Origin of the sequence: Rhodococcus sp. RD6.2 (genome assembly GCF_001040705.1) — a bacterium.
Taxonomy (GTDB): Bacteria; Actinomycetota; Actinomycetes; order Mycobacteriales; family Mycobacteriaceae; genus Rhodococcus_G.
Genome location: NZ_CVQP01000008.1, coordinates 67,062 through 91,330, shown reverse-complemented (window position 1 = coordinate 91,330; position 24,269 = coordinate 67,062). Strand labels below are relative to the sequence as shown.

Below are 24,269 nucleotides of genomic sequence, written 5' to 3'. Positions count from 1 at the left end.
AAGTGTCCAGGTGGCATCGTGATCTACGTCATAGTTGTTCCCGTCCAGCGGGAAGCGGAGCGGTGCGCGTCCGGTATCCGTAAGGTCCGATTGCCGACCAACAGGTGTAATACCGGTAGGCTGGGCACGCTTGTGGCCACAATCGTCGCGCGAAGGGCTGAGTACGGTCGAGATGAGACTCTTTCTGGACATCCTGCTGGTGATCTCCAGCCTCCTGCTGATCCTGCTGGTGCTGCTGCACCGTGGTAAGGGCGGCGGCCTGTCCAGCCTCTTCGGTGGCGGCGTCCAGTCGAGCCTGTCCGGCTCCACCGTTGTCGAGAAGAACCTCGACCGGTTCACCGTGTTCACCGGCCTGATCTGGCTCATCGCGATCCTCGGCATCGGCCTGGAGATCAAGTTCAGCTGACCCACCTGAGGTTGGCGGCGGCATCACTGCGCTCGCGCTGCGGGTAGCGCGGTGCGCCTCGATACTGAGGCGATGACGACGCCGGACGACGCCGCACGCCCGTCGCGGGAGGCCACCGAGCCTCTGCGTGAGGACATTCGACTGCTCGGCGGCATACTCGGGCAGACCGTCCGCGACCAGGCCGGCGACGAGGTCTTCGAACTCGTCGAACGCGCCCGGGTCGAGTCGTTCCGCGTCCGTCGCTCCGAGGTCGAGCGCACCGAGCTCGCCGACCTGTTCGCCGGAGTCGACACGGCGGTCGCGATTCCCGTGATCCGGGCGTTCAGTCACTTCGCGCTCCTCGCGAACCTCGCCGAGGATCTGCACCGCGAACGTCGGCGCGCCGTCCACGTGCGTGCCGGCGAACCGCCGCAGGACAGCAGTCTCGCCGCCACCTACGCCAAACTGGATGCGGCGGAGATCGATCCGTCGACCGTCGCGCACGCGCTCGCCGGTGCCCAGGTCGTGCCCGTGATCACGGCGCATCCCACCGAGACGCGACGTCGGACGGTGTTCGAGACGCAGAACCGCATCACCGAGCTCATGCGGCTGCGCGAACGCACCGACCTCGACGACATCGAGACGGCGGAGTGGGAGACCGCGCTGCGCCGCCAGATCCTCACTCTCTGGCAGACCGCGCTGATCCGGCTGTCGCGCCTGCGGATCCAGGACGAGATCGAAGTCGGGCTGCGGTACTACGACGCCGCGCTGTTCGACGTCGTGCCCCGAATCAACGCCGCCCTTCGACGTGAACTGCGCGGACGCTGGCCGGGCGCCGGCCTGCTACCCGAACCGATGCTCCGCACCGGGACCTGGATCGGTGGCGATCGTGACGGGAACCCCAACGTCACGGCCGAGGTGGTGCACCGCGCCACGCACCGTGCCGCGGCGACCGCGCTCGACCGACACCTGCACGACCTCGAGACCCTCGAACAGGAACTTGCGATGTCGGCGCGGCTGGTCACCGTATCGGAGGCGCTGGACGCACTCGCGGCAGCGTCCGGGGACACTGCCCCGTCTCGAGCGGACGAACCCTACCGCCGAGCGCTGAGGGGGATGCGCGGCCGGTTGACCGAGACGGCGATCTCCGTGCTCGGCGACGACCTGGCGCGCACGTCCTCGGCGGCACGTGCCGACACCGGGCTGGCGCCGTACCTCACGGCCGACGAACTGCTCGCCGACCTCGACGTGATCGACGGGTCGCTGCGCGGGCACGGCGACGGCATGCTCGCGGACGATCGTCTCGCGACCCTCCGGGAATCGGTGGAGGCCTTCGGATTCCACCTCGCGGGTCTCGATCTGCGCCAGAACTCGGAGGTGCACGAGGAGGTGATCGCGGAACTGTTCGCCTGGGCAGGCGTGCATCCCGACTACGCCTCCCTCGACGAGGCCGCCCGCGTCGAGCTGCTCGCCGCGGAACTGCGGACGCCGCGTCCGCTGACCAGGCCCGGCGCGGTATTCGGAGAGAGGACGACGTCGGAGCTCGCGATCTTCGCCGCCGCCGCGGACGCCGTCGCAGAACTCGGTACCCGCGCAGTCCCGAACTGCATCATCAGCATGTGCCAGACCGTCAGTGACATGCTCGAAGCGGCCGTCCTGCTCAAGGAGGCCGGACTGCTCGTGCCCGGCTCCTCCCGGCGGCGGGGACCGAACATCGTGCCGCTCTTCGAGACGATCGAGGACCTGCGCGGGGGAGCGGACACCCTGCGCGCGGTCCTCGCCGTCCCCGAGTACCGGGCCGTGGTGGACGCCCACAACGGGCTGCAGGAGGTCATGCTCGGCTACTCGGACTCGAACAAGGACGGTGGGTACCTGGCGGCGAACTGGGCGCTGTACCGGGCGGAACTCGACCTCGTCGAGGCGGCGAAGGACACCGGAATCCGGTTGCGGCTCTTCCATGGTCGCGGCGGAACCGTCGGTCGCGGCGGCGGCCCGAGCTACGAGGCGATCCTCGCGCAACCACCGGGCGCAGTCAGGGGATCGCTCCGGATCACCGAACAGGGCGAGGTGATCGCCGCCAAGTACGCACAGCCACGCGCATCGCGCATCGCAACCTCGAGACACTGGTCGCGGCGACGCTCGAATCGACTCTCCTCGACGTCGAGGGGCTCGGGGACGACGCCGACGACGCATACGCACTGCTCGACGAACTCGCCGAGCGGGCCCGCGTCGCCTACAGCGAACTCGTCCACGACACACCGGGTTTCGTCGAGTACTTCACGACGTCGACACCCGTCGCGGAGATCGGTGCGCTGAACATCGGGTCGCGGCCGTCGTCGCGGAAACCCACTCGCTCGATCGCCGACCTGCGCGCGATCCCGTGGGTGCTGGCGTGGAGTCAGTCGAGGGTGATGCTGCCCGGGTGGTACGGCACCGGAACCGCCTTCGAATCATGGACCGGGGACGATCCGGAGAAACTGGCACGCCTGAGCGAGCTGTACCGGCGGTGGCCCTTCTTCCGGACGGTCCTGTCCAACCTGGCGATGGTGATGGCGAAGTCCGATCTCGGACTGGCCGCACGCTACGCCGAACTCGTCCCCGACGTGGCATTGCGGGACAAGGTGTTCGGGATGATCGCGGCCGAGCACGCCCGGACCGTCGCGATGTACCGGGCGATCACCGGCAACGACTCCCTCGTAGCGGACAACCCTGCGCTGGAACGGTCCATGTACAACCGGTTCCCGTACCTCGAACCGCTCGGCCACCTACAGGTCGAACTGCTCCGCCGATTCCGGGCTGGAGACGACAGCGACCTGGTCCGGCGTGGCATCCAGCTGACGATGAACGGCCTCGCCACGGCGCTGCGCAACAGCGGGTAGCGACACCGGTCACTGCTCGCCGTTGGCGAACTCCTCGATCCAGTCGACGGCCGAGTCCGTCAGTTCCGACTCGCCGTCGGTGGAATCGCCTACCCACCAGCTGGGGTTCGTCTCGCCCCCGTTGACGGCGAGGATCTCGTCCCGGACCGACGGATCGAGAGGCTCACCGTTGTGTTCGACGAGCCAGTCACGGGAGTCGGCGGAGAGGAGCTGCCACCACGTCGCGATGTCCATGCCGCCATTGTCCCGGGAACATCACCGTGGCGCATCGGGGGGAGCCCCTGATGCAGCCCGATTCGGTCGGCGGGGCCACCGACCGCACGGGTTGACTGCTGGGCATCGCCGACAGACCGGGCGGTGTGGCGTCGGAACCGCACGGAACGGGAGCGCGGTTCCGTGCGTCATATCCATCAACGAGAGTTGAGGAGGGTGCCGACGATGACACGCTGCGCGGGAACGCAGGACTGGCGTGGGGGAATCCGGGGGAGCACGACGGGACGCGCGACCCTGCGCAGTCACTCCCTCCTTCACGGCAGGCGGGGCGGATCCACACCGCCGGAGCCGAATCCCCGTCCGTCCGACGAGGAAACGGCCACCGACTGAGCCGGTCAGTCCGGCAGGTTCGCGGCTGCCGCTCGGTCGAGGAACCACACCGTTTCCTCGGCGCCGATGGCGCCCGCGGACGGAATGTCGACGGGATCGGCGCCGCCGACCGCAGCTGCCACCGCTTCCGCCTTGTCCGCGCCCGCGACGAGCAGCCAGACCCGCCGTGCCCGCCGTACCGCGGGGAGCGTCAGCGTCACCCGCTGGGCGGGAGGCTTGGGGGAGTCGGTCACTCCGACCACGAACCGGGTTTCCTCGCGGACGGCGTCGGTGTCGGGGAACAGCGAATTGACGTGGCCCTCACCGCCCATCCCGAGCAGGTGGATGTCGAAGTCGGGGATCGGGCCGTCGCCGGCGTGTGCGGCGAGAAGGTGCTCGTAGGCGTGTGCCGCCGCGTCCGGGTCGCCCGCGTACGCCCCGTCCCCGTACGGCATCGGATGCAGGCGCGCCGGGTCGACGGGCACGTGGTCGAGCAGTGCCTCGTGGGCCTGGACCTCGTTGCGATCCGGATGCCCGGCGGGGACGAAACGTTCGTCACCCCAGAACACCTCGACCTTGGACCAGTCGACCTTGCCCGAATCGGCGCGAAGCGCGCGCAGTACTCCGATCCCGTTGCCGCCACCAGTGAGGACGACGGAGGCGACGCCCCTCTCGGACTGCGCGTCGACGATCACATCGATCAACTTCGCGGCCGCTGCCTCGATGAGCGCAGCGGAATCGTCGTAGGTCTGCACGGTCACGGAATCAGTCATGAGGTCACCCTAGGCGTTGCGACGCGTCAGGTGGAGGACCGTTCCCGATCCGAACGACCCACCCCGAGCTATTCCCAGATGACGCGTTCGAGCCCCGCGAGCGCGGCGTGATAGATCTCGTCGGGATCGAGGCGACGCAACTCCTCGGCCAGGCAGTCGCGGGTCTCCCTGCGCGCCAACGACACCAGGGCGTCGGGTGCTCCGGTCCGGCTCAGAGTGGCGGTCTTGCCCGTCTGCGGACGGCTCAGGGTGATGGTTCCGCTCTCGCGCTGAAGGTCGATCCGCAGTTCGCCACCACGTCTGCGGACGGGTCCGTCGATGCGGCTGGCGAGCCAACCCGCGATCAGGTCGACGGCCGGTTCCGCGGACAGTCCCGAGACCGTCGCGGACACCAGGCTCTCGTGCGGCGGCTGGTCGACCGCCGACGTGAGCAGGGCCCGCCACGGGGTTGCGCGCGCCCACGCGAGGTCGGTGTCGCCCGCCGTGTACGCCTGAAGTCGCGACCGGATCGTCGCGGCCGGGTCCGCTGTGCCCGTCGCGTCGGTGATCCGCCGAATCGCCAACTGGCCGAGCGGGTCCCGTGCTGGGATCGCGGGCGGAGTGTCGGGCCACCAGGCCACGACCGGAGTGTCCGGGAGCAGGAACGGAACCACCACGCTGTCGCTGTGGTCGGCGAGTTCGCCGTACAGCCGCAACACGACGACCTCGGACGCACCAGCGTCGCCGCCGACCCGGATCTGCGCGTCGAGACGGGAGTCGCCCACGCGTCCCCCGCGGGTGACGACGATGACACGGCACGGATGCTCGCGGCTCGCCTCGTTGGCGGCATCGATCACCGCTTCCGCGTTGTCGTCGTCATCGGTGCTGACGACCAGCGTCAGGACGCGGCCGAGGGTGACAGCGCCGCCCGTCTCGCGCACCTCGACGAGCTTCTTGTTCACGGCGCCCGTCGTCGTGGCGGGAATGTCGATGATCACGAGTGGACCACTCCTAGCGTCACGGTCGTCTCCATTCGCGTCCGGAGCGGCGAAGCATCTCCTGCGACGACGGCGGGCCCCAGGTGCCCGCTTCGTACGGTTCCGGACGCCCGGACGCCGCCCAGTGGTCGAGCACGGGGTCGAGGATCTTCCAGGAGAGCTCGACCTCCGCGTTCGCCGGGAACAGCGAGGGCTCGCCGAGCAGGACGTCGAGAATCAGTCGTTCGTACGCCTCGGGGGAGGACTCGGTGAACGCCTGGCCGTAGCTGAAGTCCATGTTGACGTCCCGGACCTCCATCGAGGAGCCGGGCACCTTGGAGCCGAACCGCATCGTGACGCCCTCGTCGGGCTGCACCCGGATCACCAGCGCGTTCTGGCCGAGTTCCTCGGTCATGGTCTGGTCGAAGGGCAGGTGCGGGGCGCGTTTGAACACGACCGCGATCTCGGTCACCCTGCGGCCCAGGCGTTTACCGGTGCGCAGGTAGAACGGCACCCCGGCCCACCGGCGGGTGTCGACCTCGAGGGTGATGGCGGCGAACGTCTCGGTGGTGGAGTCCTTCGAGAATCCCTCCTCGTCGAGCAGGCCGACGACCTTGCGGCCACCCTGCCAGCCGCCCGAGTACTGCCCGCGGGCGGTGGTCTCGTCGAGGGGCTGCGCGAGCCGCGTCGCGGAGAGCACCTTGACCTTCTCCGCCTGCAGCTCCGACGGCTCGAAGCTCACCGGCTCCTCCATCGCGGTGAACGCGAGGAGTTGCAGCAGGTGATTCTGAATGACGTCACGGGCGGCGCCGATGCCGTCGTAATAACCGGCGCGGCCACCCAATCCGATGTCCTCGGCCATCGTGATCTGGACGTGGTCCACGTAGTGGGCGTTCCAGATCGGGTCGAACAGCTGGTTCGCGAACCGCAACGCCAGGATGTTCTGGACCGTCTCCTTGCCCAGGTAGTGGTCGATGCGGAACACCGAGTCCTCCGGGAAGACGGTGTTCACGACCGCATTGAGGTCCTGCGCCGACTCGAGGTCGTGGCCGAAGGGCTTCTCGATGACCACGCGCCGCCACTGCTCCTCGCCCGGCTCGGCGAGGCCGGATCGCGACAGCTGCTCGCACACCGTCGGGAAGGCGGCAGGCGGGATCGCCAGGTAGAAGGCGTGATTGCCGCCGGTACCGCGCCGCTCGTCCACCGATGCGAGGGTCTTCGCGAGCTCGTCGAACGCGGCATCGTCGTCGAAGTTGCCCTGCACGAAGCGAATTCCCTCGGCGAGTCGCTCCCACACCACCTCGCGGAACTTGGTGCGTGCGTGCTCGCGCACCGAATCGTGCACGACGGCGGCGAAATGCTCGTCCGTCCAGTCCCGCCGGGCGAACCCGATCAGGGTGAACCCAGGCGGGAGCAGTCCCCGATTCGCGAGGTCGTAGACGGCAGGAAGAAGCTTCTTGCGTGCCAGGTCTCCGGTGACGCCGAAGATCACCAGGGAGCACGGGCCCGCGATACGGGGCAGTCGTTTGTCGCGTTCGTCACGCAGCGGATTGACCCACTGTGGCGTCGACGCGCCGGTCCTGCGCCGCTCTGCGGCACCCGTGCCTCCCACGGTGATCAGCCTGCCGCGGCGAGGGATGCGGCGGTGGCTCCCAGAAGTTCGTTCCAGGAGACCTCGAACTTGTCGACACCCTCGGACTCGAGCTTGTCGAACACGTCTGCCAGGTCGACCCCGACGGCCGCGACCGCGTCGAAGACCTCCTGCGAGGCGGCGGCCGTACCCGAGATGGTGTCGCCCGAGACGACACCGTGGTCGGCGACCGCGTCGAGAGTCTTCTCCGGCATCGTGTTCACCGTGTTCGCGGCGACCAGCTCGGTGACGTACAGGGTGTCGGGGTAGTCGGGGTTCTTCACGCCCGTCGACGCCCACAGCGGGCGCTGCACGCGTGCCCCGGACTTCGCCAGCTCGGCGAAGCGGTCACCGGACTCGAACACCTCCTGGTACGCGGCGTACGCGAGGCGGGCGTTCGCGACGCCTGCCTTGCCCCGCAGCGCCAGTGCGGCGCCGGTGCCGATCGTCTCCAGCCGGGCGTCGATCTCCGTGTCCACGCGGGAGACGAAGAACGAGGCGACCGAATGGATGGTCGCCAGGTCGTGACCGGCGGCCTTCGCGGACTCCAGACCCGCGAGGTAGGCGTCGATCACGGCCTTGTGCCGTTCGACCGAGAAGATCAGCGTCACGTTCACGCTGATGCCCTCCGCGATCACCCGGGTGATCGCGGGCAGACCCGCGAGCGTGGCCGGGATCTTGATGAGCAGGTTCGGACGGTCGACGATCTTCCACAGCTCGACCGCCTGTGCGACGGTTCCCTCGGTGTCGTGCGCGAGGCGCGGATCGACCTCGATGGACACCCGGCCGTCGACGCCTGCCGACGCCTCGTACTGCGGGTTCAGCAGGTCGCACGCGTTGCGCACGTCGTCGGTGGTCAATGCGCGAACGGTGTCGTCCACGTCGGCGCCGCGAGCAGCCAGCTCGTGCAGCTGGGCCTGGTACTCCGGGCCCTTGAGCGCGGCCTGGAAGATCGACGGGTTCGTCGTCACACCGACGACGGACTTCTCCGCCACCAGCTGCGCCAGGTTGCCGGTCTCGAGCCGCGAGCGCGAGAGGTCGTCCAGCCACACCGAGACACCGGCGGCAGACAGATCCGCGAGGTACTTGTTCTGGGTCATGACGATCAGCCCTTCACTCGATCGAGGGTGCGGCGAGCGGCGTCGGTCACGGCCTCGGACGTGATCCCGAACTCACGGAACAGCACCTTGTAGTCGGCGGACGCACCGAAGTGCTCGATGGAGACGGCCTCACCGGCGTCGCCGAGCAGGCGCCACCACGGCATGGCGATGCCTGCCTCGACGGAGACGCGGGCACGCGCTGCCGGCGGGAGCACCTCGTCGCGGTACGCCTGGTCCTGCTGGTTGAACCAGTCGAGGCAGGGAACCGACACGACGCGGGTGCCGATGCCGTCGGCCTCGAGGACCTTGCGTGCCTCGACCGCGAGGTGCAGCTCGGAACCGGACGCGAGCAGGATCACCTGCGGGGTCCCCGTCGACGAGTCCTCGAGGACGTACGCGCCGCGGGCGACTCCCTCGGCTGCCCGCTCCTTGGTGCCCTCGAGGATCGGGATGTCCTGACGCGTCAGGGCCAGCGCCGTCGGGCCGGTGGTGTTCTCCAGGGCGTACCGCCATGCCTGTGCGGTCTCGTTGGCGTCGCCGGGGCGGACCACCGACAGGTTCGGGATGGCACGCAGCGCCGCGAGATGCTCGATCGGCTGGTGCGTCGGCCCGTCCTCGCCGAGACCGATGGAGTCGTGAGTCCACACGTAGATGGCCGGGGTGCCCATCAGCGCGGCCAGCCGGACGGCCGGGCGCATGTAGTCGCTGAACACCATGAAGGTCCCGCCGTAGGGGCGGGTCGGGCCGTGCAGTGTGATGCCGTTGAGGATGGAGCCCATCGCGTGCTCGCGGATACCGAAGTGCAGGGTGCGGCCGTAGGGCTGCGCGGTCCAGTCCTTCGTCGAGATCGACGGCGGGCCGAACGAATCCGAACCGTCGATCGTCGTGTTGTTGCTGCCCGCGAGGTCGGCCGAGCCGCCCCACAGCTCCGGCAGGATCGAACCCAGTGCGTTCAGGGTCTTGCCGGACGCCTTGCGGGTCGCGGCGCCCTTCGCGTCCGGCTCCCAGGTCGGGAGGACGTCCGTCCAGCCCTCGGGGAACTCGCCCGCGTGCAGGCGGTCGAACAGCGCCTTGCGCTCGGACTCGCGTCCGGCCCACGCGTCGAAGGACTGCTGCCACTGCGCGTGCGCCTGCGAGCCGCGGGTCTGCACCTCGCGGGCGTGCGCCAGCGCGGACGCGTCCACGTCGAAGCTCTTCTCCGGATCGAAACCGAGGGCGGCCTTCACGCCGGCGACCTCGTCCGCACCGAGTGCGGCGCCGTGCACGTCGCCGGTGTTCATCTTGGTCGGAGCCGGGTATCCGATGATGGTGCGCAGGATGATGATCGACGGCTTGTCGGTGACGGCCTTCGCGGCCTCCGCTGCCTCGATGATCGCGGTGACGTTCTCGCCGCCCTCGACGCGCTGCACGTGCCAGCCGTACGCCTCGTAGCGCTTGGCGACGTCCTCGCCGAATGCGATGGCGGTGTCGTGCTCGATCGAGATCTCGTTGTCGTCGTAGAAGACGATCAGGTTGCCGAGCTGCTGCACGCCCGCGATCGAGGAGGCCTCGGAGGTCACGCCCTCCTGCAGGTCGCCGTCGGAGGCGATGACGTACACGTGGTGATCGAACGGGCTCGTGCCTGCCGGGGCGTCGGGATCGAAGAGTCCGCGCTCACGACGAGCGGCCATCGCCATTCCGACCGCCGACGCGAGACCCTGGCCGAGCGGACCGGTGGTGATCTCGACACCGGTGGTGTGACCGAACTCCGGGTGGCCCGGGGTCAGCGAACCCCAGGTGCGCAGTGCCTCCAGGTCGGCCAGCTCCAGGCCGTATCCCGACAGGTACAGCTGGATGTACAGCGTCAGGCTCGAATGACCGCACGAGAGGACGAAGCGGTCGCGCCCGACCCACCCGGCGTCCGTGGGGTCGTGCCGCATCACCCGCTGGAACAGCGTGTACGCGAGGGGAGCCAGGCTCATCGCGGTGCCGGGGTGGCCGTTGCCGACCTTCTGCACGGCGTCGGCGGCGAGGACACGGGCGGTGTCGACCGCCTTCGTGTCCAGGTCGGTCCAGTCGGCGGGATGCGCCGGCTGGGTGAGGACGCGGATCTCGTCTGTGGTCGACACGAGCTTGAAGTCTCCTGACATAGGTGAACGGCGACGCGGGACGTGCGCGGCGAGCTCGATTCGCATCGGGCCCGTCTGATCGCGAACCCAACACCGAACCGCGAGGGTCGTCGCCTCGCGCATCCGGTGGGTTCGAAACCAAGCGTAGTTCCGACACAACAGTAGTGCTCGGGTGCAGGCCGGTCGATCTGGTGCCCACCCGGCGCGCCCTCTCGGCCCCGGCCCGGTTCGGTTCTGGTCGGCTCGCCGTCTACCATCGTGTGTAGTAGTGCTCTGGGCCCCCGTCAGCGGAGTGTCACCGGAGCGGTTGACGTCGGCGCGCGCACGGTCCTTCCGGCCGAGTCGTGAACCCGGGCCCCTCGGCAGGGCCCGAGAAGTAGGAGACACGGTGCGGATAGTGGAGCGTGGCGGACACGGTCTCGCCGGAGCCCCCGATGCCACTCCTTCCACCAGGTCGGACACCGTCTGGGGTCGGATACTGGGGACGGTTCTCGCGTACCTGGCGCTGACCAAGCCTCGGGTCATCGAACTCCTCCTCGTCGCGACCATCCCGGCGATGCTGCTGGCGGACCGCGGCACGGTCGACTTCCCGCTCATCCTCGCCACCCTGTTCGGCGGCTGGATGGGCGCCGCGAGCGCGAACACCCTCAACTGCGTGGTCGACGCGGACATCGACAAGGTGATGAAGCGCACGGCCCGGCGCCCGCTGGCCCGGATGGCGGTGCCCACGTCGCACGCGTTGATCTTCGGACTGGCCCTCGGCATCGCGTCCTTCGGATGGCTGTGGTGGGCGACGTACCCGCTGGCCGCGATCCTGATCGCGCTGACCATCGCGTTCTACGTTCTCGTCTACACCATGGTGCTCAAGCGGCGGACCTGGCAGAACGTCATCTGGGGCGGCGCCGCGGGCTGCATGCCCGTGATGGTCGGCTGGGCCGCGGTCACCGGCAGCATCAGCTGGGAACCGATCGTGCTGTTCCTCGTCATCTTCTTCTGGACGCCGCCACACACCTGGGCGATGGCCATGCGGTACAAGGAGGACTACAAGGCCGCGGGCGTGCCGATGCTCCCGGTGATCGCCACCGAGGAACGCGTCACCAAGCAGATCCTCGTCTACACCTGGTTGACCGTCCTCACCACACTCGTCCTGGTGCCCGCTGCGGGCGTCATCTACGCCGCGGTCGCTCTGATTGCCGGTGCCTGGTTCCTGCTGATGGCGCACCAGCTCTACGCCGGCGTGCGCCGTGGTGAGCAGGTCAAGCCGCTGCGGCTGTTCCTGCAGTCCAACAACTACCTTGCCGTCGTCTGCCTCGGACTCGCCGTCGACTCGGTCCTCGGCTGGGACACGATCGCCGCCCTCTTCTCCTGACCCTTCCGACCGCGCTCGGTCGGGAACGGACCGTGCATTCCCCTCAGCGGGACTGCACGGTCCGTTCACTTCGTGCGGTCAGGGCACCAGGACGACGGATCCGGTCGTTTTCCGGCCCTGCAGGTCGCGGTGTGCCTGCGCTGCCTCGGTCAACGGATAGGTGGCACCGACACGGATCGTCAGCGTCCCGTCCGCGATCGCGGCGAACACGTCGCCCGCCCGCCACAGCAGTTCCTCGCGGTCCCGGGTGAAGTGCGCCAGGGTCGGACGGGTCAGGACGAGCGATCCGGCCTTGTTGAGACGCTGCGGGTCGAACGGGGGAACCGGCCCGCTCGCCGCGCCGAACAGTGCCAGCGTGCCACGGATACGCAGCGACCCCAGGCTCGCCTCGAAGGTGTCCGCGCCGACACCGTCGTACACCGCGGCGACACCCTCGCCGCCGGTCAGTGCCCGCACCCGGTCGGCCAGGTCGTCGCCGTACCGCAGCACCTCCGCGGCGCCCGCCTCGCGGGACAGCGTCTCCTTCTCGTCGGTCGACACCGTCGTGATCACGCGTACCCCGCGGGCCGCGGCGAGCTGCGTCAGGATCAGGCCGACGCCGCCCGCACCCGCGTGCACGAGCACGGTGTCGCCGGGCTGAGCCGGATACACCGAGCGCAGCAGGTAGTGGGCGGTCATGCCTTGCAGGAGCGCCGACGCCGCCTGCGCCGCCGGGACGCCGTCCGGCACCGGTACCGCCTTCGCCGCGGGAACCGCGACCAGCTCGGCGTAGCTGGACGGCGCGTCTGACCACGCGACGCGGTCGCCCACCCGCAGATCGGTCACCCCGGAACCCACCGCCTCGACGACGCCGCTGCCCTCGGAACCGGCGATGTACGGCAGGTCGACGGCGTACGCGCCGGTGCGGAAGTAGGTGTCGATGAAGTTCACGCCGATGGCCTCGGTGCGGACCAGGACGTCGAGTTCGCCCGGCACCGGGTCCGGACTGTCGGTGAGGGTGAGGACGTCGGGTCCGCCGAATTCGTTCACGGTGATTGCGCGCATGAGTCCGATTCTGCACTCCCGTATCCTGAGCGTATGACTGTGGACACCCAGGGTTCGGGCGCCGCCGCGCCGACCGTTGTCGCACCCCCGCGAATCGTTGCCGCGGTGCGCAAGTTCGTTGCCGAGCACGGCGGTTCCGCGACCGCCGTCATTCAGCCGATCGGCTACGCGGGCGTGCGGATCACGCTGGTCGGAGCCGACGGCATCCTCGGTGACGAGGTGGTCGCAGACATCGCCACCGCCGACGCCGTCGTCGAGGCGGTCGACGGACTGTCCACGTCGGGGTGGGAGCGCAGCGTCACCAGCATCGTCACCCCGCGTGTCGGGCACTGGAAGAAGATGGCCGGCTGGGTCGCGCACCAGACCCGTTTCCCGAAGGCCCGCAACGGCCTGGGCTGACACCTCGCGACATGCGTCGGGCCGGCTCACCGTCACGGTGAGCCGGCCCGACGCATGTTCCCTGCCTCAGTCGGCGAGCTGCTCGAGTTCCCTGCCTCAGTCGGCGAGCTGCTCGAGTTCCCTGCCTCAGTCGGCGAGCTGCTCGAGCACCGCCAGGTTGGCGGCCATACCGTCCCGCCACACCGACGTCCGGTGCTCGAGGATCGCAGCTTCCCGGTCCGGGAACCGGCTGATGAAGTCCGTCAGCGGAGACGGTCCGGGGCAGGCCTTCGCCCACTGCCGCACGACGGTGCCATCACCCTCCGCGTCGACCTCGAAGCCCCACAGTGCAAAGGGAGCGTCGGCCGGTCCGACCCGCCACACCCAACGCCTGCCGTCCTCGACCTCGACCACTTCCGATTCGGTGTGCCAGTCGCCCATCTGAGGACTCGCGTTGTAGCCACGGAAGCGGGCACCCATCGCGACACCGGTCGCGCCGTCCAACCACTCCACCCGCTGCAACTCACCGTCGGCTCGCGTCGGCAGTTCGATGTCGGTGACCAGCGCCCAGGCACGCTCCGGGTCGCAGGCCAGCCGGGCGGTGACCTCGACGGTCGGTGTGTCACGCAAACGCATGTCGGCTCCTTCGGGATGTCGAATCGATGTTCGGCAGTGACGCCGCGCCGATGATATTCGCTGGAATCGACAGGCCCGGTGCGGGATCCGGCTCCCGCGCGGAGAGCGCGCGTGAAGTGGGGTCAGGCGGCAGTGGCGGCCGGTGCGTCGGCCTGCGCGGGCGCAAGTTCCCGGACCCGGCCCGCCGCGTACAGGGCGGCGGTGGCCGCAGTGCACGCGCCCGCGAGCGCCACGTGAATCGTCACGAGGACAGCGGGGACATCCGTCCAGAACTGGACCAGCCCGACAGCTGCCTGCGCGAGGACCAAGCCGACCACGACCTTCATCCGCAGCGTGATCGCGGCCCGTGCACCCACCGCGTACAGCGCGAATCCGAGGCCGACCAGCAGGGACAGATACCCGACCAGCAGCTCGGCATGCAGGTGCACGAGATTCGTGATGTCCAGATCGAGACGTGCGACGGTGCGCTCCGGCGACTTGTCGCCCGCGTGCGGACCCGCACCCGTGACCATCGTGCCCGCGACGAGAGTGCCCGCCAGCGCGACACCGGACAGTGCCGCGAGCCACCGCAACTGCTTGGGCAGCACGACCACATCGACGCCGTCATCGGGTTGGTCGATCTTGTGGACCAGGATCACCGACAGCCACACCATCGCCATCGAGACCAGCATGTGAATCGCGACCGTCCACCACAGCAGGCCCGTCAGCACCGTGATGCCGCCGATCACCGCCTGCGCGACCGTCGACAGCGGCATCAGCCACGCGTAGAACAGCACCTCGCGCCGCCGGGCGGCACGGGTGACGGCGATGACAACGGCTGCCGCGGTCGCCACCACCACGAAGGTGAGCAGCCGGTTGCCGAACTCGACCGCTTGATGGAACCACGGCGCCGTGGACGTCCCCGTCGGCACGAAACTGCCCGGATGGCACTGCGGCCACGTCGTGCAACCAAGGCCCGACGCCGTCACCCGGACCACCGAACCCGTGACGGCGATACCGCCCTGACTCACGACCACCGCGATCGCGATCCACTTCTGGACCGCCAACGACGGCAGGGGCAGACGATTGACCAGGTTCACGAACCCGCGATACAGCACGCGACCGATGGTAACGACCGATCAACTACAGGCTGTCGTTGGGGCGGCATCGCCGCCGCGTCGCTGTGCGGCACCGCCCGTCCGAAGCGCGTGGAGTCTGTACTACCGCTCAGGTGAATTTGGCGCTCAGGTGAATTTGAACAGCCGCACGGCCAACCACGCCCCGGCTGCACCCCACGCCACCATCACGACGATCGCGAAGACGTCCACCGACCCCGTCAGTCCCTGGTCCAGCGCTTCCGCGAACGCTCCCGACGGAACGAGCCGGGCGAGGGTGTGCAGTGCGTCGGGGATTCCGTCTCCGCCGAACACGACCGCACCGATGCCCGCCATGACGAACCACAGGACGTTGGCCAGCGCGAGGACGATCTCGGCCTTGAGCGTTCCGCCGAGCAGCAGCCCGAGGGCCGCGAACATGACGGTGCCGAGGGCGATCACGACGACCCCGAACAGCAGGCCGGTCACCTCGGGGCGCCAGCCGAGCGCGAACCCGATGGCGCCGAGCATGATCATCTGGATCGCGACGACGATCGCCACCGCGGCGCTCTTGCCCGCGATGATGCCCCACCTGGGCAGGGGGGTGGCGCCCAGCCGCTTCAACGCTCCGTAGCGTCGGTCGAACCCGACGGCGATCGCCTGACCGGTGAACGCCGTGGACATGACGGCCACCATCATCACCGCGGGCATCACCCGGTTCACCCGGGGATCACCGAGGTCACCGAACGGCAGCAGCGTCAGGCCGATCAGCAGAGTGATCGGGATGAACATCGTCAGGAGCAGCTGTTCGCCGTTGCGGAGCAGCAGCGTCAGTTCCAGCTTCGTCTGCGCGGCGAGCATCCGCAGGCGCGGCGCAGGCCTGGGATCGGGGGCGAACGTTCCCGCGGCGAAGCGGTTGTCGGCCCGCCGATCGGCGTGGGACATGCTCATCCCCTCAGCTCCCGTCCGGTCAGGTCGAGGAAGACGTCCTCGAGGCGGCGCTGGTCGACGCGAATCTCCGTGACGAGGACGCCCTGGTCGGCGCACCACGTCGTCACCGCGACGAGCACGCTCGGATCGATGTCGCCCTCGACGACGTAACTGCCCGGTGTCGCCTCACTCGGTGTGAAGCCGGCGGGTAGTGCCGCGGCGAGCGTCGTCAGATCCAGGTTCTCGGGCGCGGTGAACTGGAGTTGCCCCGCGGCGCCGTGTCGGGTGAGTTCGTGCGGAGTGCCCTCCGCGACGACACGACCGTGGTCGATGATCACGAGGCGGTCGGCGAGGGCTTCCGCCTCGTCCATCAGATGGGTGGTCAGCAGAATCGAGACGCCGTCGCGGCGCAGGGCCTCGATCAGTTCCCACACCATCAGCCGGGCCTGGGCGTCGAGTCCGGCCGTCGGTTCGTCGAGGAACACCAGTTCGGGGCGTCCGACGAGGGCGCATGCGAGCGCGAGGCGCTGCTGCTGTCCACCGGACAACCGGCGGTACGGAGTGCGGACGGAGTCGGTCAGGCCGAGTTCGCGCAGCAGCCACGCCGGATCGAGGGGGTTCGCCGAGTACGCGGCGACGAGGTCGAGCATCTCGCCCGCCTTCGACCCCGGGTACGCGCCGCCGCCCTGCAACATGACGCCGATCCGTGCGCGGACCTGGGCCGACGCGGTGACCGGATCGAGCCCGAACACGCGGACGGTGCCGCTGTCGGGTCGACCGAACCCCTCGCACATTTCGACGGTGGTGGTCTTTCCCGCACCGTTCGGTCCGAGTAGCGCCAGGACCTGGCCACGTTCGAGGGTCAGGTCGAGGCCGTCCACGGCTCGGATGCCGTCGAACGCCTTCACGACACCGTCGAGATGCAGTACGGGAGTGGACAGGGATGAACTCACGGGACCTCAGCGTAGGCGTCGCCCGAACGCGTTCCGTCCGATGCCCCGGTGTCGGCCCGCCACGGGAGTGTGTTGCGGGTCGCCGCGATGATCGAACCGCAGACGAGGATCGTCGCGATCGCGGCCTGCACGATGATGAATGGCGCGTACTCGCCGCCGTTCGGCATCACGATCAGGCTGACCACCGACGAGAACGCGATCGCAGGGATGCGGAACACGGGTCGGGTCGCCCACGCGGCGAGCGGAATCACCGCCCACAGCAGGTACCAGGGCTGCACGACCGGGAACAACAGAACGAGGAATCCGAGGGAAACGCCGAGCGCGCCGATCGGGTGGATCCGCCCGACGAGCACGGCGATGAGCATGCGCAGCGCCACGAAAGCCGCAGCCAGGGACGCGATCGGGCGGGTAAGGCTCAGCACGGCGGTGGTGTGGTCGCCGAGCCCGAGCAGAACGCCCACCAGACCGGTTCCGAGGCCGAGCAGGGTCGGCAACGACATCCAGCTGCGGACCTCGTTGGCGGTGCCGAGGGTGTCGGGGCTGAGCCAACCGAAGCCGAGGCCACTCACAAGGCTGACGGCGAGGATGACGGTCGTCGTCACCGCGAGTAGCAGCGCCGCGGCTGCGCACACCGACCGGAAGGTGCCGCCCCACCGCCGGGCCAGCGCCATGCCGAGGAAGCCCAGTGCGAGCAGTGTGGGAATTTTCACAGTCGCGGACAGGGCGATCAGGGCGGATCCGGCCAGCAGCAGCGCCAGTGCGCGCCGCTCGGCGGGTGACCCGCGGAGCCGGAACCGGACGTCGGGTGGACTCTCGATGGCACGCAGCGCGATCTCGATGCCTGCGAGCATCAAGCCGAGCATGAGCGCTTCGTTGTGGATACCGGCGACCAGGTGGAACAGCAGCAGAGGGTTCGCGGCGCCGAGCCACAGCGCCGCGACGGGTGCGACGCCACACCTGCGGGCGAGGCGGGGCAGCGCCCACACGATCAGCGCGACGCCCGCGAGGGCGACCATGCGGTGCAGGAAGATCCCCGCGACGATGTTCTCGCCGGTCAGCGCGGAGATCCCCTTGCCGATCCAGATGAACAGTGGCCCGTAGGGGGCGGGGGTGTCCCGCCAGATGGTGGGCACGGTTCGCGTCAGGACGTGGTCGACACCGAGCGCCTGAGCAGGACCGATGGCGTAGGGGTCGAGGCCGCGCGCGGCGATCTCCGACTGTGCGAGGTACGAGTAGACGTCCTTGCTGAACATCGGGGGCGCGATCGCGAGAGGGACGATCCACAGCAGCAGGGTGCGGTCGAGTTGGGACCGGGTGAGGCGTCGGACCGGGGAACCGCCGCGGAAGGTACCGATGACGAATCGGCCGAGCAGCAGCCACGCCAGCACCACCATGGCACTGCCCGTCATCGTCAGGGTCAGAGCGACACTCGGCATGCGTGCGGGCAGGCCGAGGAGGCGAAGTCCCTGAACCGGGTTCTGCAGTACGGGCTGCGCGCCTGCACCCAGCGCACCGAGTGCCATGAGGAGCGCGCCGGTGGCGCCGAACCGCCGGACGCCACGCAATTGGGCGGTCTCCCTGGCGTTCAGTCCGGGTGCTTCGGCCTCGTCCCCGTGGAGGCTGGTGACGGCGAATCCGTCGTGATCCCGGTCGAGGCCGAGGGCACGACGAGCCAGCGTCGCGGCCCGCGCCGTCCGAGTAGGAGGAGCGGTGAGCGTCTCGTTGCCACCGTTCTCCGGTGTGTCGTCCGTCTGCGGCACAGGTGAAGCGTAGCGGTGTTACTCAGGGCACCCTTGCTGGACCGCCCTCGCGAATTCCGTCACACTGGTGTTGTGAAAACGGTCCGCGGGCACTCCGAGTGCGACGAAAGCGCAGGTTACGCACCTGATGCTGCGTCCCGTTCGGTCGTTGCCCCCGCTACCGTCATGGCCCCCGAGGGGCACACCCGCGCCGCAGTGGTGAAGCTGCTCCTCGAACAGGGTCCGATCACGGCCACGGAAATCGGAGCCGAACTCGGGCTCAGCGCGGCAGGCGTGCGCCGTCACCTCGATGTCCTCATCGATGCAGGCGAAGCCAGGTCGACCCGCTCCGCGGCATGGCAGCAGAAGGGTCGCGGCAGGCCCGCCAAGCAGTTCCAGCTCACCGCGGCGGGGCGCTCACGACTCGGGCACTCCTACGACGACCTCGCGGGCGCCGCGATGCGTCAGCTGAGGGAGATCGGCGGTGAGGCTGCGATCACCGAGTTCGCGCGTCGCCGCGTGCAGACGATCGTCGCCGACATCGATCCCGCCACCGGGCACGACGTCGACGAGGTGGAGCAGACCGCCGACGCCATCGCCGACGCGTTCACCACGGCTGGATTCGCCGCGACGACCCGCCCCGTCGGCAACGGAGTCCAGATCTGCCAGCATCACTGCCCGGTCGCGCACGTCGCGTCCGAGTTCCCAGAACTGTGCGAGGCGGAGACCCAGGCGTTCGCCGAACTTCTCGGTACGCACGTCCAGCGGCTCGCAACCATCGTCAACGGGGACTGCGCGTGCACCACGCACGTGCCTCTGGTGGCACCCGCCGCAAAGCACCAGGAAGCGACCTGACCGCCGCCGAAGACCCGACCCGCCCCCAGAAACGTCACATTCCGCCGGTGCCCAGCCTGTACCGGTACGCAACAAGACTCCGGAAGGAGCTCGCATGACCGTCACTCAAGACCAGGCAGCCGGTGGCTCGCAGGCCATGACACAGGACGAGACCATTGCCTCGCTCGGTCACTACGGCTACGGCTGGTCCGATTCGGACGTTGCAGGTGCCAGCGCCCAGCGCGGCCTGTCCGAGGCTGTCGTACGGGACATCTCCGCGAAGAAGAACGAGCCCGAGTGGATGCTCGACATCCGGCTCAAGGCGCTCGCGACCTTCGACAAGAAGCCGATGCCGAACTGGGGCTCGAACCTCGACGGCATCGACTTCGACAACATCAAGTACTTCGTGCGGTCCAGCGAGAAGCAGGCCGAGTCCTGGGAGGACCTGCCCGAGGACATCAAGAACACGTACGACAAGCTGGGCATCCCGGAGGCGGAGAAGCAGCGCCTCGTCGCCGGCGTTGCGGCGCAGTACGAGTCCGAGGTCGTCTACCACTCGATCCGCGAGGACCTCGAGAAGCAGGGCGTGATCTTCCTCGACACCGACACCGGTCTGCGCGAGCACCCGGAGATCTTCAAGGAGTACTTCGGCTCCGTCATCCCGGCGGGCGACAACAAGTTCTCCGCGCTGAACACCGCCGTGTGGTCGGGCGGCTCGTTCATCTATGTCCCTCCGGGCGTCCACGTGGACATCCCGCTTCAGGCCTACTTCCGGATCAACACCGAGAACATGGGCCAGTTCGAGCGGACGCTGATCATCGTCGACGAGAACGCCTCCGTGCACTACGTCGAGGGCTGCACCGCGCCGATCTACAAGTCCGACTCGCTGCACTCCGCGGTCGTCGAGATCATCGTGAAGAAGGGCGGCCACTGCCGCTACACCACGATCCAGAACTGGTCGAACAACGTCTTCAACCTCGTGACCAAGCGCACCAAGGTAGACGCGGGCGGTTCCATGGAGTGGATCGACGGCAACATCGGCTCCAAGGTCACGATGAAGTACCCGGCCGTGTGGATGATGGGCGAGCACGCCCGCGGCGAGGTGCTGTCGGTGGCGTTCGCAGGCGAGGGTCAGCACCAGGACACCGGCGCGAAGATGCTGCACCTGGCGCCGCACACGTCCTCGACCATCGTGTCGAAGTCCGTCGCCCGGGGCGGTGGACGCGCCTCCTACCGCGGCCTCGTCAAGGTCAACAAGGGTGCGCACGGGTCGAAGTCGACCGTCAAGTGTGACGCGCTGCTCGTGGACCAGATCTCGCGTTCCGACACGTACCCGTACGTCGACATCCGCGAGGACGACGTGTCGATGGGTCACGAGGCCACCGTCTCCAAGGTGTCCGAGGACCAGTTGTTCTACCTCATGAGCCGCGGCCTCACCGAGGACGAGGCGATGGCGATGGTGGTGCGAGGCTTCGTCGAGCCGATCGCCAAGGAGCTGCCGATGGAGTACGCCCTCGAGCTCAACCGCCTGATCGAACTGCAGATGGAAGGGGCGGTCGGCTAAGTGAGCTCCGTCAACAACACAGCCGTCGCGGCCGAGGCCCGTACACCGGCTGTCAACAAGGGTGAGGTCTTCACGTCGTTCGACGTGAACGCGTTCGAGATTCCGGGTGGCCGGGACGAGGTGTGGCGGTTCACGCCGCTGCGTCGTCTCCGCGGCCTGCACGACGGCACCGCCGTCCGCACCGCGACCGCGACGGTCGAGGTGTCCGCACACGACGGCGTCACCGTCGAAACCGTCGGGCGCGACGACGCGCGCCTCGGTCAGGGTGGCGTTCCCGCGGATCGGGTTGCCGCCCAGGCATATTCGGGATTCGAGTCGGCGACCGTCGTCACGGTCGGTGCCGAACGCGAGATCGCCGAGGCGGTCAACATCGTCGTCACCGGCCCTGGCGTCGACCAGGTCGCCTTCGGGCACATCCAGATCCGCCTCGAGCAGTTCGCGAACGCGACGGTCGTCCTCGACCAGCGGGGCAGTGGAACCTACGCGGAGAACGTCGAGTTCGTTCTCGCCGACAGCGCGAAGCTGACGGTCGTCGCGGTGCAGGACTGGGCCGACGACGCCGTGCACGCCGCCGCTCATCACGCCCGCATCGGGCGCGACGCGGTGCTGCGCTACACGGCCGTCACGCTCGGTGGCGACGTCGTCCGCGTCACCCCGGTCGTGAAGTACGAGGGCCCGGGCGGCGACGCCGAACTCCTCGGCCTGTACTTCGCGGACGCCGGACAGTTCTTCGAGCACCGTCTGCTCGTCGATCACTCGCAGCCGCACTGCAAGTCGAACGTCGTCTACAAGGGCGCGCTCCAGGGCGAAGTCGACTCGCACAAGCCGGACGCGCACACGGTGTGGGTCGGTGACGTGCTGATCCGCGCGGCCGCCGAGGGCACCGACACGTTCGAGCTCAACCGGAACCTCGTGCTCACCGACGGCGCCCGCGCCGATTCGGTGCCGAACCTCGAAATCGAGACCGGCGAGATCGTGGGTGCCGGGCACGCGAGCGCCACCGGCCGGTTCGACGACGAGCAGTTGTTCTACCTGCGTTCGCGGGGCATCTCCGAGGAACAGGCACGCCGTCTCGTCGTGCGTGGCTTCTTCCACGAGATCATCCAGAAGATCGCCGTCCCCGAGGTGCGTGAGCGTCTCGAAGCCGCCATCGAGGTTGAGCTCGCCGCAGTCGGCGTCTGAGCCGCGCGCCGAGTTCGTCGCCGCCACAACACTTCTCAAAGGAATTTTGGAATGACTACTCCTGAAACCTCCGTTCTGGAGATCAAGGACCTGCACGTCCGCGTCGCGCAGACCGACGAGAACGCCGAGCCGATCAACATTCTCAAGGGCGTCAACCTGACGGTGCGCTCCGGTGAGACCCACGCGATCATGGGCCCCAACGGCTCCGGCAAGTCGACCCTGTCGTACGCCATCGCGGGTCACCCCAAGTACGAGATCACCTCGGGCAGCATCACGCTGAACGGTGAGGACGTCCTGGAGATGAGCGTCGACGAGCGGGCCCGCGCCGGCCTGTTTCTCGCGATGCAGTACCCCGTCGAGGTGCCCGGCGTCTCGATGTCGAACTTCCTGCGCACCGCCGCGACCTCGGTCCGCGGCGAGGCGCCGAAGCTGCGGCACTGGGTCAAGGAGGTCAAGGGCGCGATGACCGAGCTCGAGATCGACCCCGCGTTCAGCGAGCGGTCCGTCAACGAGGGCTTCTCCGGTGGCGAGAAGAAGCGCCACGAGATCCTGCAGCTCGGCCTCCTCAAGCCGAAGATCGCGATCCTCGACGAGACCGACTCCGGCCTCGACGTCGACGCGCTCCGCATCGTTTCCGAGGGTGTCAACCGTTACCAGGAGCGTGAGCACGGCGGCGTCCTGCTGATCACGCACTACACCCGCATCCTGCGCTACATCAAGCCGCAGTTCGTGCACGTGTTCGTCGGTGGCCAGGTCGTCGAGTCCGGCGGACCCGAGCTGGCCGACGAGCTCGAGGCCAACGGCTACGTGCGCTTCACGCAGGCCGCAGCGGCGGGAGCCTGACTTTCATGACCAGCACTGCGGCGGCGCTCGACGTCACCAGCATCCGCAAGGACTTCCCGATCCTGGCCCGTACAGTCCGGGACGGGAAGCCCCTGGTCTACCTCGACTCCGGGGCGACCTCGCAGCGGCCGGTGCAGGTTCTCGACGCCGAGCGTGAGTTCCTGACGACCTGCAACGCTGCGGTGCACCGCGGTGCGCACCAGCTCGCCGAGGAGGCGACCGACGCCTACGAGGACGCGCGCGCGTCGATCGCCCGTTTCGTCGGCGCGGACGCGGACGAGTTGGCGTTCACGAAGAACGCGACCGAGGCGCTGAACCTGGTCACCTATGTGCTCGGCGACGACCGGTTCGACCGCCACGTCGGCCCGGGCGACGAGATCGTCATCACCGAGCTCGAACATCACGCGAACCTCGTTCCGTGGCAGGAGCTCGCCCGGCGCACGGGTGCGACCCTGCGCTGGTACGGCGTCACCGACGACGGACGCATCGACCTCGAGTCGCTCGAATTGAGCGACTCGGTGAAGGTCGTCTCGTTCACCCACCAGTCCAACGTGACCGGCGCTGTCGCTCCCGTCGAGGAACTGGTGCGGCGCGCCCGGTCCGTCGGCGCGCTCGTGGTGCTCGACGCCTGCCAGTCGGTGCCGCACATGGCCGTCGACTTCCACGCGCTCGACGTCGACTACGCGGCGTTCTCCGGCCACAAGATGCTCGGCCCGTCCGGGGTCGGCGTGCTCTACGGCAAGCGGGAACTGCTCGCGGCGATGCCACCGTTCATCACGGGCGGTTCGATGATCGAGACGGTGACGATGGAGGCCAGCACGTACGCGGCTCCGCCGCAGCGTTTCGAGGCGGGCGTGCCGATGACCTCGCAGGTCGTCGGCCTCGGTGCCGCGGTCCGCTATCTCGAGGCGATCGGCATGGACGCCGTCGCGGCCCATGAGCACGAACTCACCGCACTCGCGCTCGACCTGCTCGGCGCGATCCCCGGGGTCCGGATCGTCGGCCCGACGACCACCGAGAACCGCGGCGGTGCCGTGTCCTTCGTGGTCGACGGCATCCACGCCCACGACCTCGGCCAGATCCTCGACGACGAGGGCGTCGCGATCCGCGTCGGACACCACTGCGCGTGGCCGCTGCACCGGAAGTTCGGTGTCGCCGCGACCGCGCGGGCGTCGTTCGCGGTCTACAACACCGAAGACGAGGTGCGGGCGCTCGCGGCGGCAATCCGCCGTGCCCAGGAATTCTTCGGAACCCACGAGGCGTTGCAGGAGCCGAGGGAAGACGGCAGCACGATCGACGGGGCGTCCTGAC

General features: G+C 68.8%; 20 protein-coding genes and 1 pseudogene. 9 read left to right on the top strand and 12 right to left on the bottom strand.

The window, feature by feature from the left end; genetic code table 11:
* The first annotated feature begins 172 nt into the window (after positions 1-172).
* Complete coding sequence (gene secG, locus RHCRD62_RS17155; RefSeq protein ID WP_050065968.1) at positions 173-406, top strand: preprotein translocase subunit SecG; 234 nt, start codon at positions 173-175, stop codon at positions 404-406.
* 72 nt (positions 407-478) lie between these two features.
* Positions 479-3,264: pseudogene (gene ppc, locus RHCRD62_RS17150) on the top strand (phosphoenolpyruvate carboxylase).
* A gap of 9 nt (positions 3,265-3,273) precedes the next feature.
* On the opposite strand, the gene RHCRD62_RS17145 reads toward ppc, so the two are convergent.
* The 6 genes from RHCRD62_RS17145 to tkt all read right to left on the bottom strand — a co-directional run bounded on the left by RHCRD62_RS17145 (position 3,274) and on the right by tkt (position 10,413).
* The gene (locus tag RHCRD62_RS17145; protein WP_050065967.1) at positions 3,274-3,498 is read right to left on the bottom strand and encodes a hypothetical protein; all 225 of its coding nucleotides are present in this window, start codon (positions 3,496-3,498) and stop codon (positions 3,274-3,276) included.
* Between the two features lie 374 nt (positions 3,499-3,872).
* On the bottom strand, positions 3,873-4,619 hold the full coding sequence (gene pgl / locus RHCRD62_RS17140; protein ID WP_050065966.1) for a 6-phosphogluconolactonase: 747 nt from the start codon (positions 4,617-4,619) through the stop codon (positions 3,873-3,875).
* Positions 4,620-4,687: 68 nt separating this feature from the next.
* Positions 4,688-5,596: a glucose-6-phosphate dehydrogenase assembly protein OpcA gene (gene opcA / locus RHCRD62_RS17135; RefSeq protein WP_050065965.1), complete on the bottom strand. Its 909-nt coding sequence runs from the start codon at positions 5,594-5,596 to the stop codon at positions 4,688-4,690.
* A 19-nt stretch (positions 5,597-5,615) separates the two neighbouring features.
* Positions 5,616-7,187 (bottom strand): glucose-6-phosphate dehydrogenase, encoded by a 1,572-nt coding sequence (gene zwf, locus RHCRD62_RS17130; RefSeq protein ID WP_050065964.1) that lies wholly within the window; start codon positions 7,185-7,187, stop codon positions 5,616-5,618.
* Positions 7,188-7,192: 5 nt separating this feature from the next.
* Positions 7,193-8,305 (bottom strand): transaldolase, encoded by a 1,113-nt coding sequence (gene tal / locus RHCRD62_RS17125; RefSeq protein WP_050065963.1) that lies wholly within the window; start codon positions 8,303-8,305, stop codon positions 7,193-7,195.
* 5 nt (positions 8,306-8,310) lie between these two features.
* Positions 8,311-10,413, bottom strand: coding sequence for a transketolase (gene tkt, locus RHCRD62_RS17120; RefSeq protein ID WP_050066239.1), 2,103 nt, complete (start codon positions 10,411-10,413; stop codon positions 8,311-8,313).
* A gap of 388 nt (positions 10,414-10,801) precedes the next feature.
* On the opposite strand from tkt, the gene RHCRD62_RS17115 reads away from it, so the two are divergent.
* Positions 10,802-11,782: a heme o synthase gene (locus tag RHCRD62_RS17115; protein ID WP_050065962.1), complete on the top strand. Its 981-nt coding sequence runs from the start codon at positions 10,802-10,804 to the stop codon at positions 11,780-11,782.
* Positions 11,783-11,860: 78 nt separating this feature from the next.
* On the opposite strand, the gene RHCRD62_RS17110 is transcribed toward RHCRD62_RS17115, so the two are convergent.
* Entirely contained in the window at positions 11,861-12,826 is a 966-nt protein-coding gene (locus tag RHCRD62_RS17110; protein WP_050065961.1) for a quinone oxidoreductase family protein, read from the bottom strand.
* Positions 12,827-12,859: 33 nt separating this feature from the next.
* On the opposite strand from RHCRD62_RS17110, the gene RHCRD62_RS17105 reads away from it, so the two are divergent.
* Positions 12,860-13,225, top strand: a complete 366-nt coding sequence (locus RHCRD62_RS17105; protein ID WP_050065960.1) for a hypothetical protein — start codon at positions 12,860-12,862, stop codon at positions 13,223-13,225.
* 126 nt (positions 13,226-13,351) lie between these two features.
* On the opposite strand, the gene RHCRD62_RS17100 is transcribed toward RHCRD62_RS17105, so the two are convergent.
* From RHCRD62_RS17100 to mptB, 5 genes are all read right to left on the bottom strand, one after another.
* The gene (locus RHCRD62_RS17100; RefSeq protein WP_050065959.1) at positions 13,352-13,840 is read right to left on the bottom strand and encodes an SRPBCC family protein; all 489 of its coding nucleotides are present in this window, start codon (positions 13,838-13,840) and stop codon (positions 13,352-13,354) included.
* Positions 13,841-13,962: 122 nt separating this feature from the next.
* The gene (locus RHCRD62_RS17095) at positions 13,963-14,937 is read right to left on the bottom strand and encodes a COX15/CtaA family protein (protein WP_050065958.1); all 975 of its coding nucleotides are present in this window, start codon (positions 14,935-14,937) and stop codon (positions 13,963-13,965) included.
* A gap of 126 nt (positions 14,938-15,063) precedes the next feature.
* A complete protein-coding gene (locus RHCRD62_RS17090; RefSeq protein WP_050065957.1) occupies positions 15,064-15,864 on the bottom strand; it encodes an ABC transporter permease in 801 nt (266 codons plus the stop codon).
* A complete protein-coding gene (locus RHCRD62_RS17085; RefSeq protein ID WP_050065956.1) occupies positions 15,861-16,796 on the bottom strand; it encodes an ABC transporter ATP-binding protein in 936 nt (311 codons plus the stop codon). Before RHCRD62_RS17085 ends, RHCRD62_RS17090 begins: the two co-directional genes overlap by 4 nt.
* Positions 16,793-18,556, bottom strand: a complete 1,764-nt coding sequence (gene mptB, locus RHCRD62_RS17080; protein WP_050065955.1) for a polyprenol phosphomannose-dependent alpha 1,6 mannosyltransferase MptB — start codon at positions 18,554-18,556, stop codon at positions 16,793-16,795. The genes RHCRD62_RS17085 and mptB overlap by 4 nt, the downstream gene beginning before the upstream one ends.
* Before the next feature lie 165 nt (positions 18,557-18,721).
* Between mptB and RHCRD62_RS17075 the strand changes: the two genes are divergently transcribed.
* From RHCRD62_RS17075 to RHCRD62_RS17055, 5 genes are all read left to right on the top strand, one after another.
* A complete protein-coding gene (locus RHCRD62_RS17075) occupies positions 18,722-19,390 on the top strand; it encodes a helix-turn-helix transcriptional regulator (RefSeq protein WP_283235397.1) in 669 nt (222 codons plus the stop codon).
* Between the two features lie 94 nt (positions 19,391-19,484).
* On the top strand, positions 19,485-20,933 hold the full coding sequence (sufB, locus tag RHCRD62_RS17070; protein ID WP_050065954.1) for a Fe-S cluster assembly protein SufB: 1,449 nt from the start codon (positions 19,485-19,487) through the stop codon (positions 20,931-20,933).
* Positions 20,934-22,115, top strand: a complete 1,182-nt coding sequence (gene sufD / locus RHCRD62_RS17065) for a Fe-S cluster assembly protein SufD (RefSeq protein WP_050065953.1) — start codon at positions 20,934-20,936, stop codon at positions 22,113-22,115.
* Positions 22,116-22,166: 51 nt separating this feature from the next.
* Positions 22,167-22,958, top strand: a complete 792-nt coding sequence (sufC, locus tag RHCRD62_RS17060) for a Fe-S cluster assembly ATPase SufC (RefSeq protein WP_050065952.1) — start codon at positions 22,167-22,169, stop codon at positions 22,956-22,958.
* A 5-nt stretch (positions 22,959-22,963) separates the two neighbouring features.
* Positions 22,964-24,268, top strand: a complete 1,305-nt coding sequence (locus tag RHCRD62_RS17055; protein WP_050065951.1) for a cysteine desulfurase — start codon at positions 22,964-22,966, stop codon at positions 24,266-24,268.
* Position 24,269: the final 1 nt, after the last annotated feature.

Coding starts and splice junctions, on each gene's coding strand:
- pgl (WP_050065966.1), bottom strand. CDS start 4,619: ATGACTGATTCCGTGACCGTGCAGACCTACGACGATTCCGCTGCGCTC.
- RHCRD62_RS17100 (WP_050065959.1), bottom strand. CDS start 13,840: ATGCGTTTGCGTGACACACCGACCGTCGAGGTCACCGCCCGGCTGGCC.
- RHCRD62_RS17110 (WP_050065961.1), bottom strand. CDS start 12,826: ATGCGCGCAATCACCGTGAACGAATTCGGCGGACCCGACGTCCTCACC.
- RHCRD62_RS17090 (WP_050065957.1), bottom strand. CDS start 15,864: ATGAGCATGTCCCACGCCGATCGGCGGGCCGACAACCGCTTCGCCGCG.
- tal (WP_050065963.1), bottom strand. CDS start 8,305: ATGACCCAGAACAAGTACCTCGCGGATCTGTCTGCCGCCGGTGTCTCG.
- RHCRD62_RS17055 (WP_050065951.1), top strand. CDS start 22,964: ATGACCAGCACTGCGGCGGCGCTCGACGTCACCAGCATCCGCAAGGAC.
- sufB (WP_050065954.1), top strand. CDS start 19,485: ATGACCGTCACTCAAGACCAGGCAGCCGGTGGCTCGCAGGCCATGACA.
- secG (WP_050065968.1), top strand. CDS start 173: ATGAGACTCTTTCTGGACATCCTGCTGGTGATCTCCAGCCTCCTGCTG.
- RHCRD62_RS17105 (WP_050065960.1), top strand. CDS start 12,860: ATGACTGTGGACACCCAGGGTTCGGGCGCCGCCGCGCCGACCGTTGTC.
- RHCRD62_RS17075 (WP_283235397.1), top strand. CDS start 18,722: ATGGCCCCCGAGGGGCACACCCGCGCCGCAGTGGTGAAGCTGCTCCTC.
- sufC (WP_050065952.1), top strand. CDS start 22,167: ATGACTACTCCTGAAACCTCCGTTCTGGAGATCAAGGACCTGCACGTC.
- RHCRD62_RS17145 (WP_050065967.1), bottom strand. CDS start 3,498: ATGGACATCGCGACGTGGTGGCAGCTCCTCTCCGCCGACTCCCGTGAC.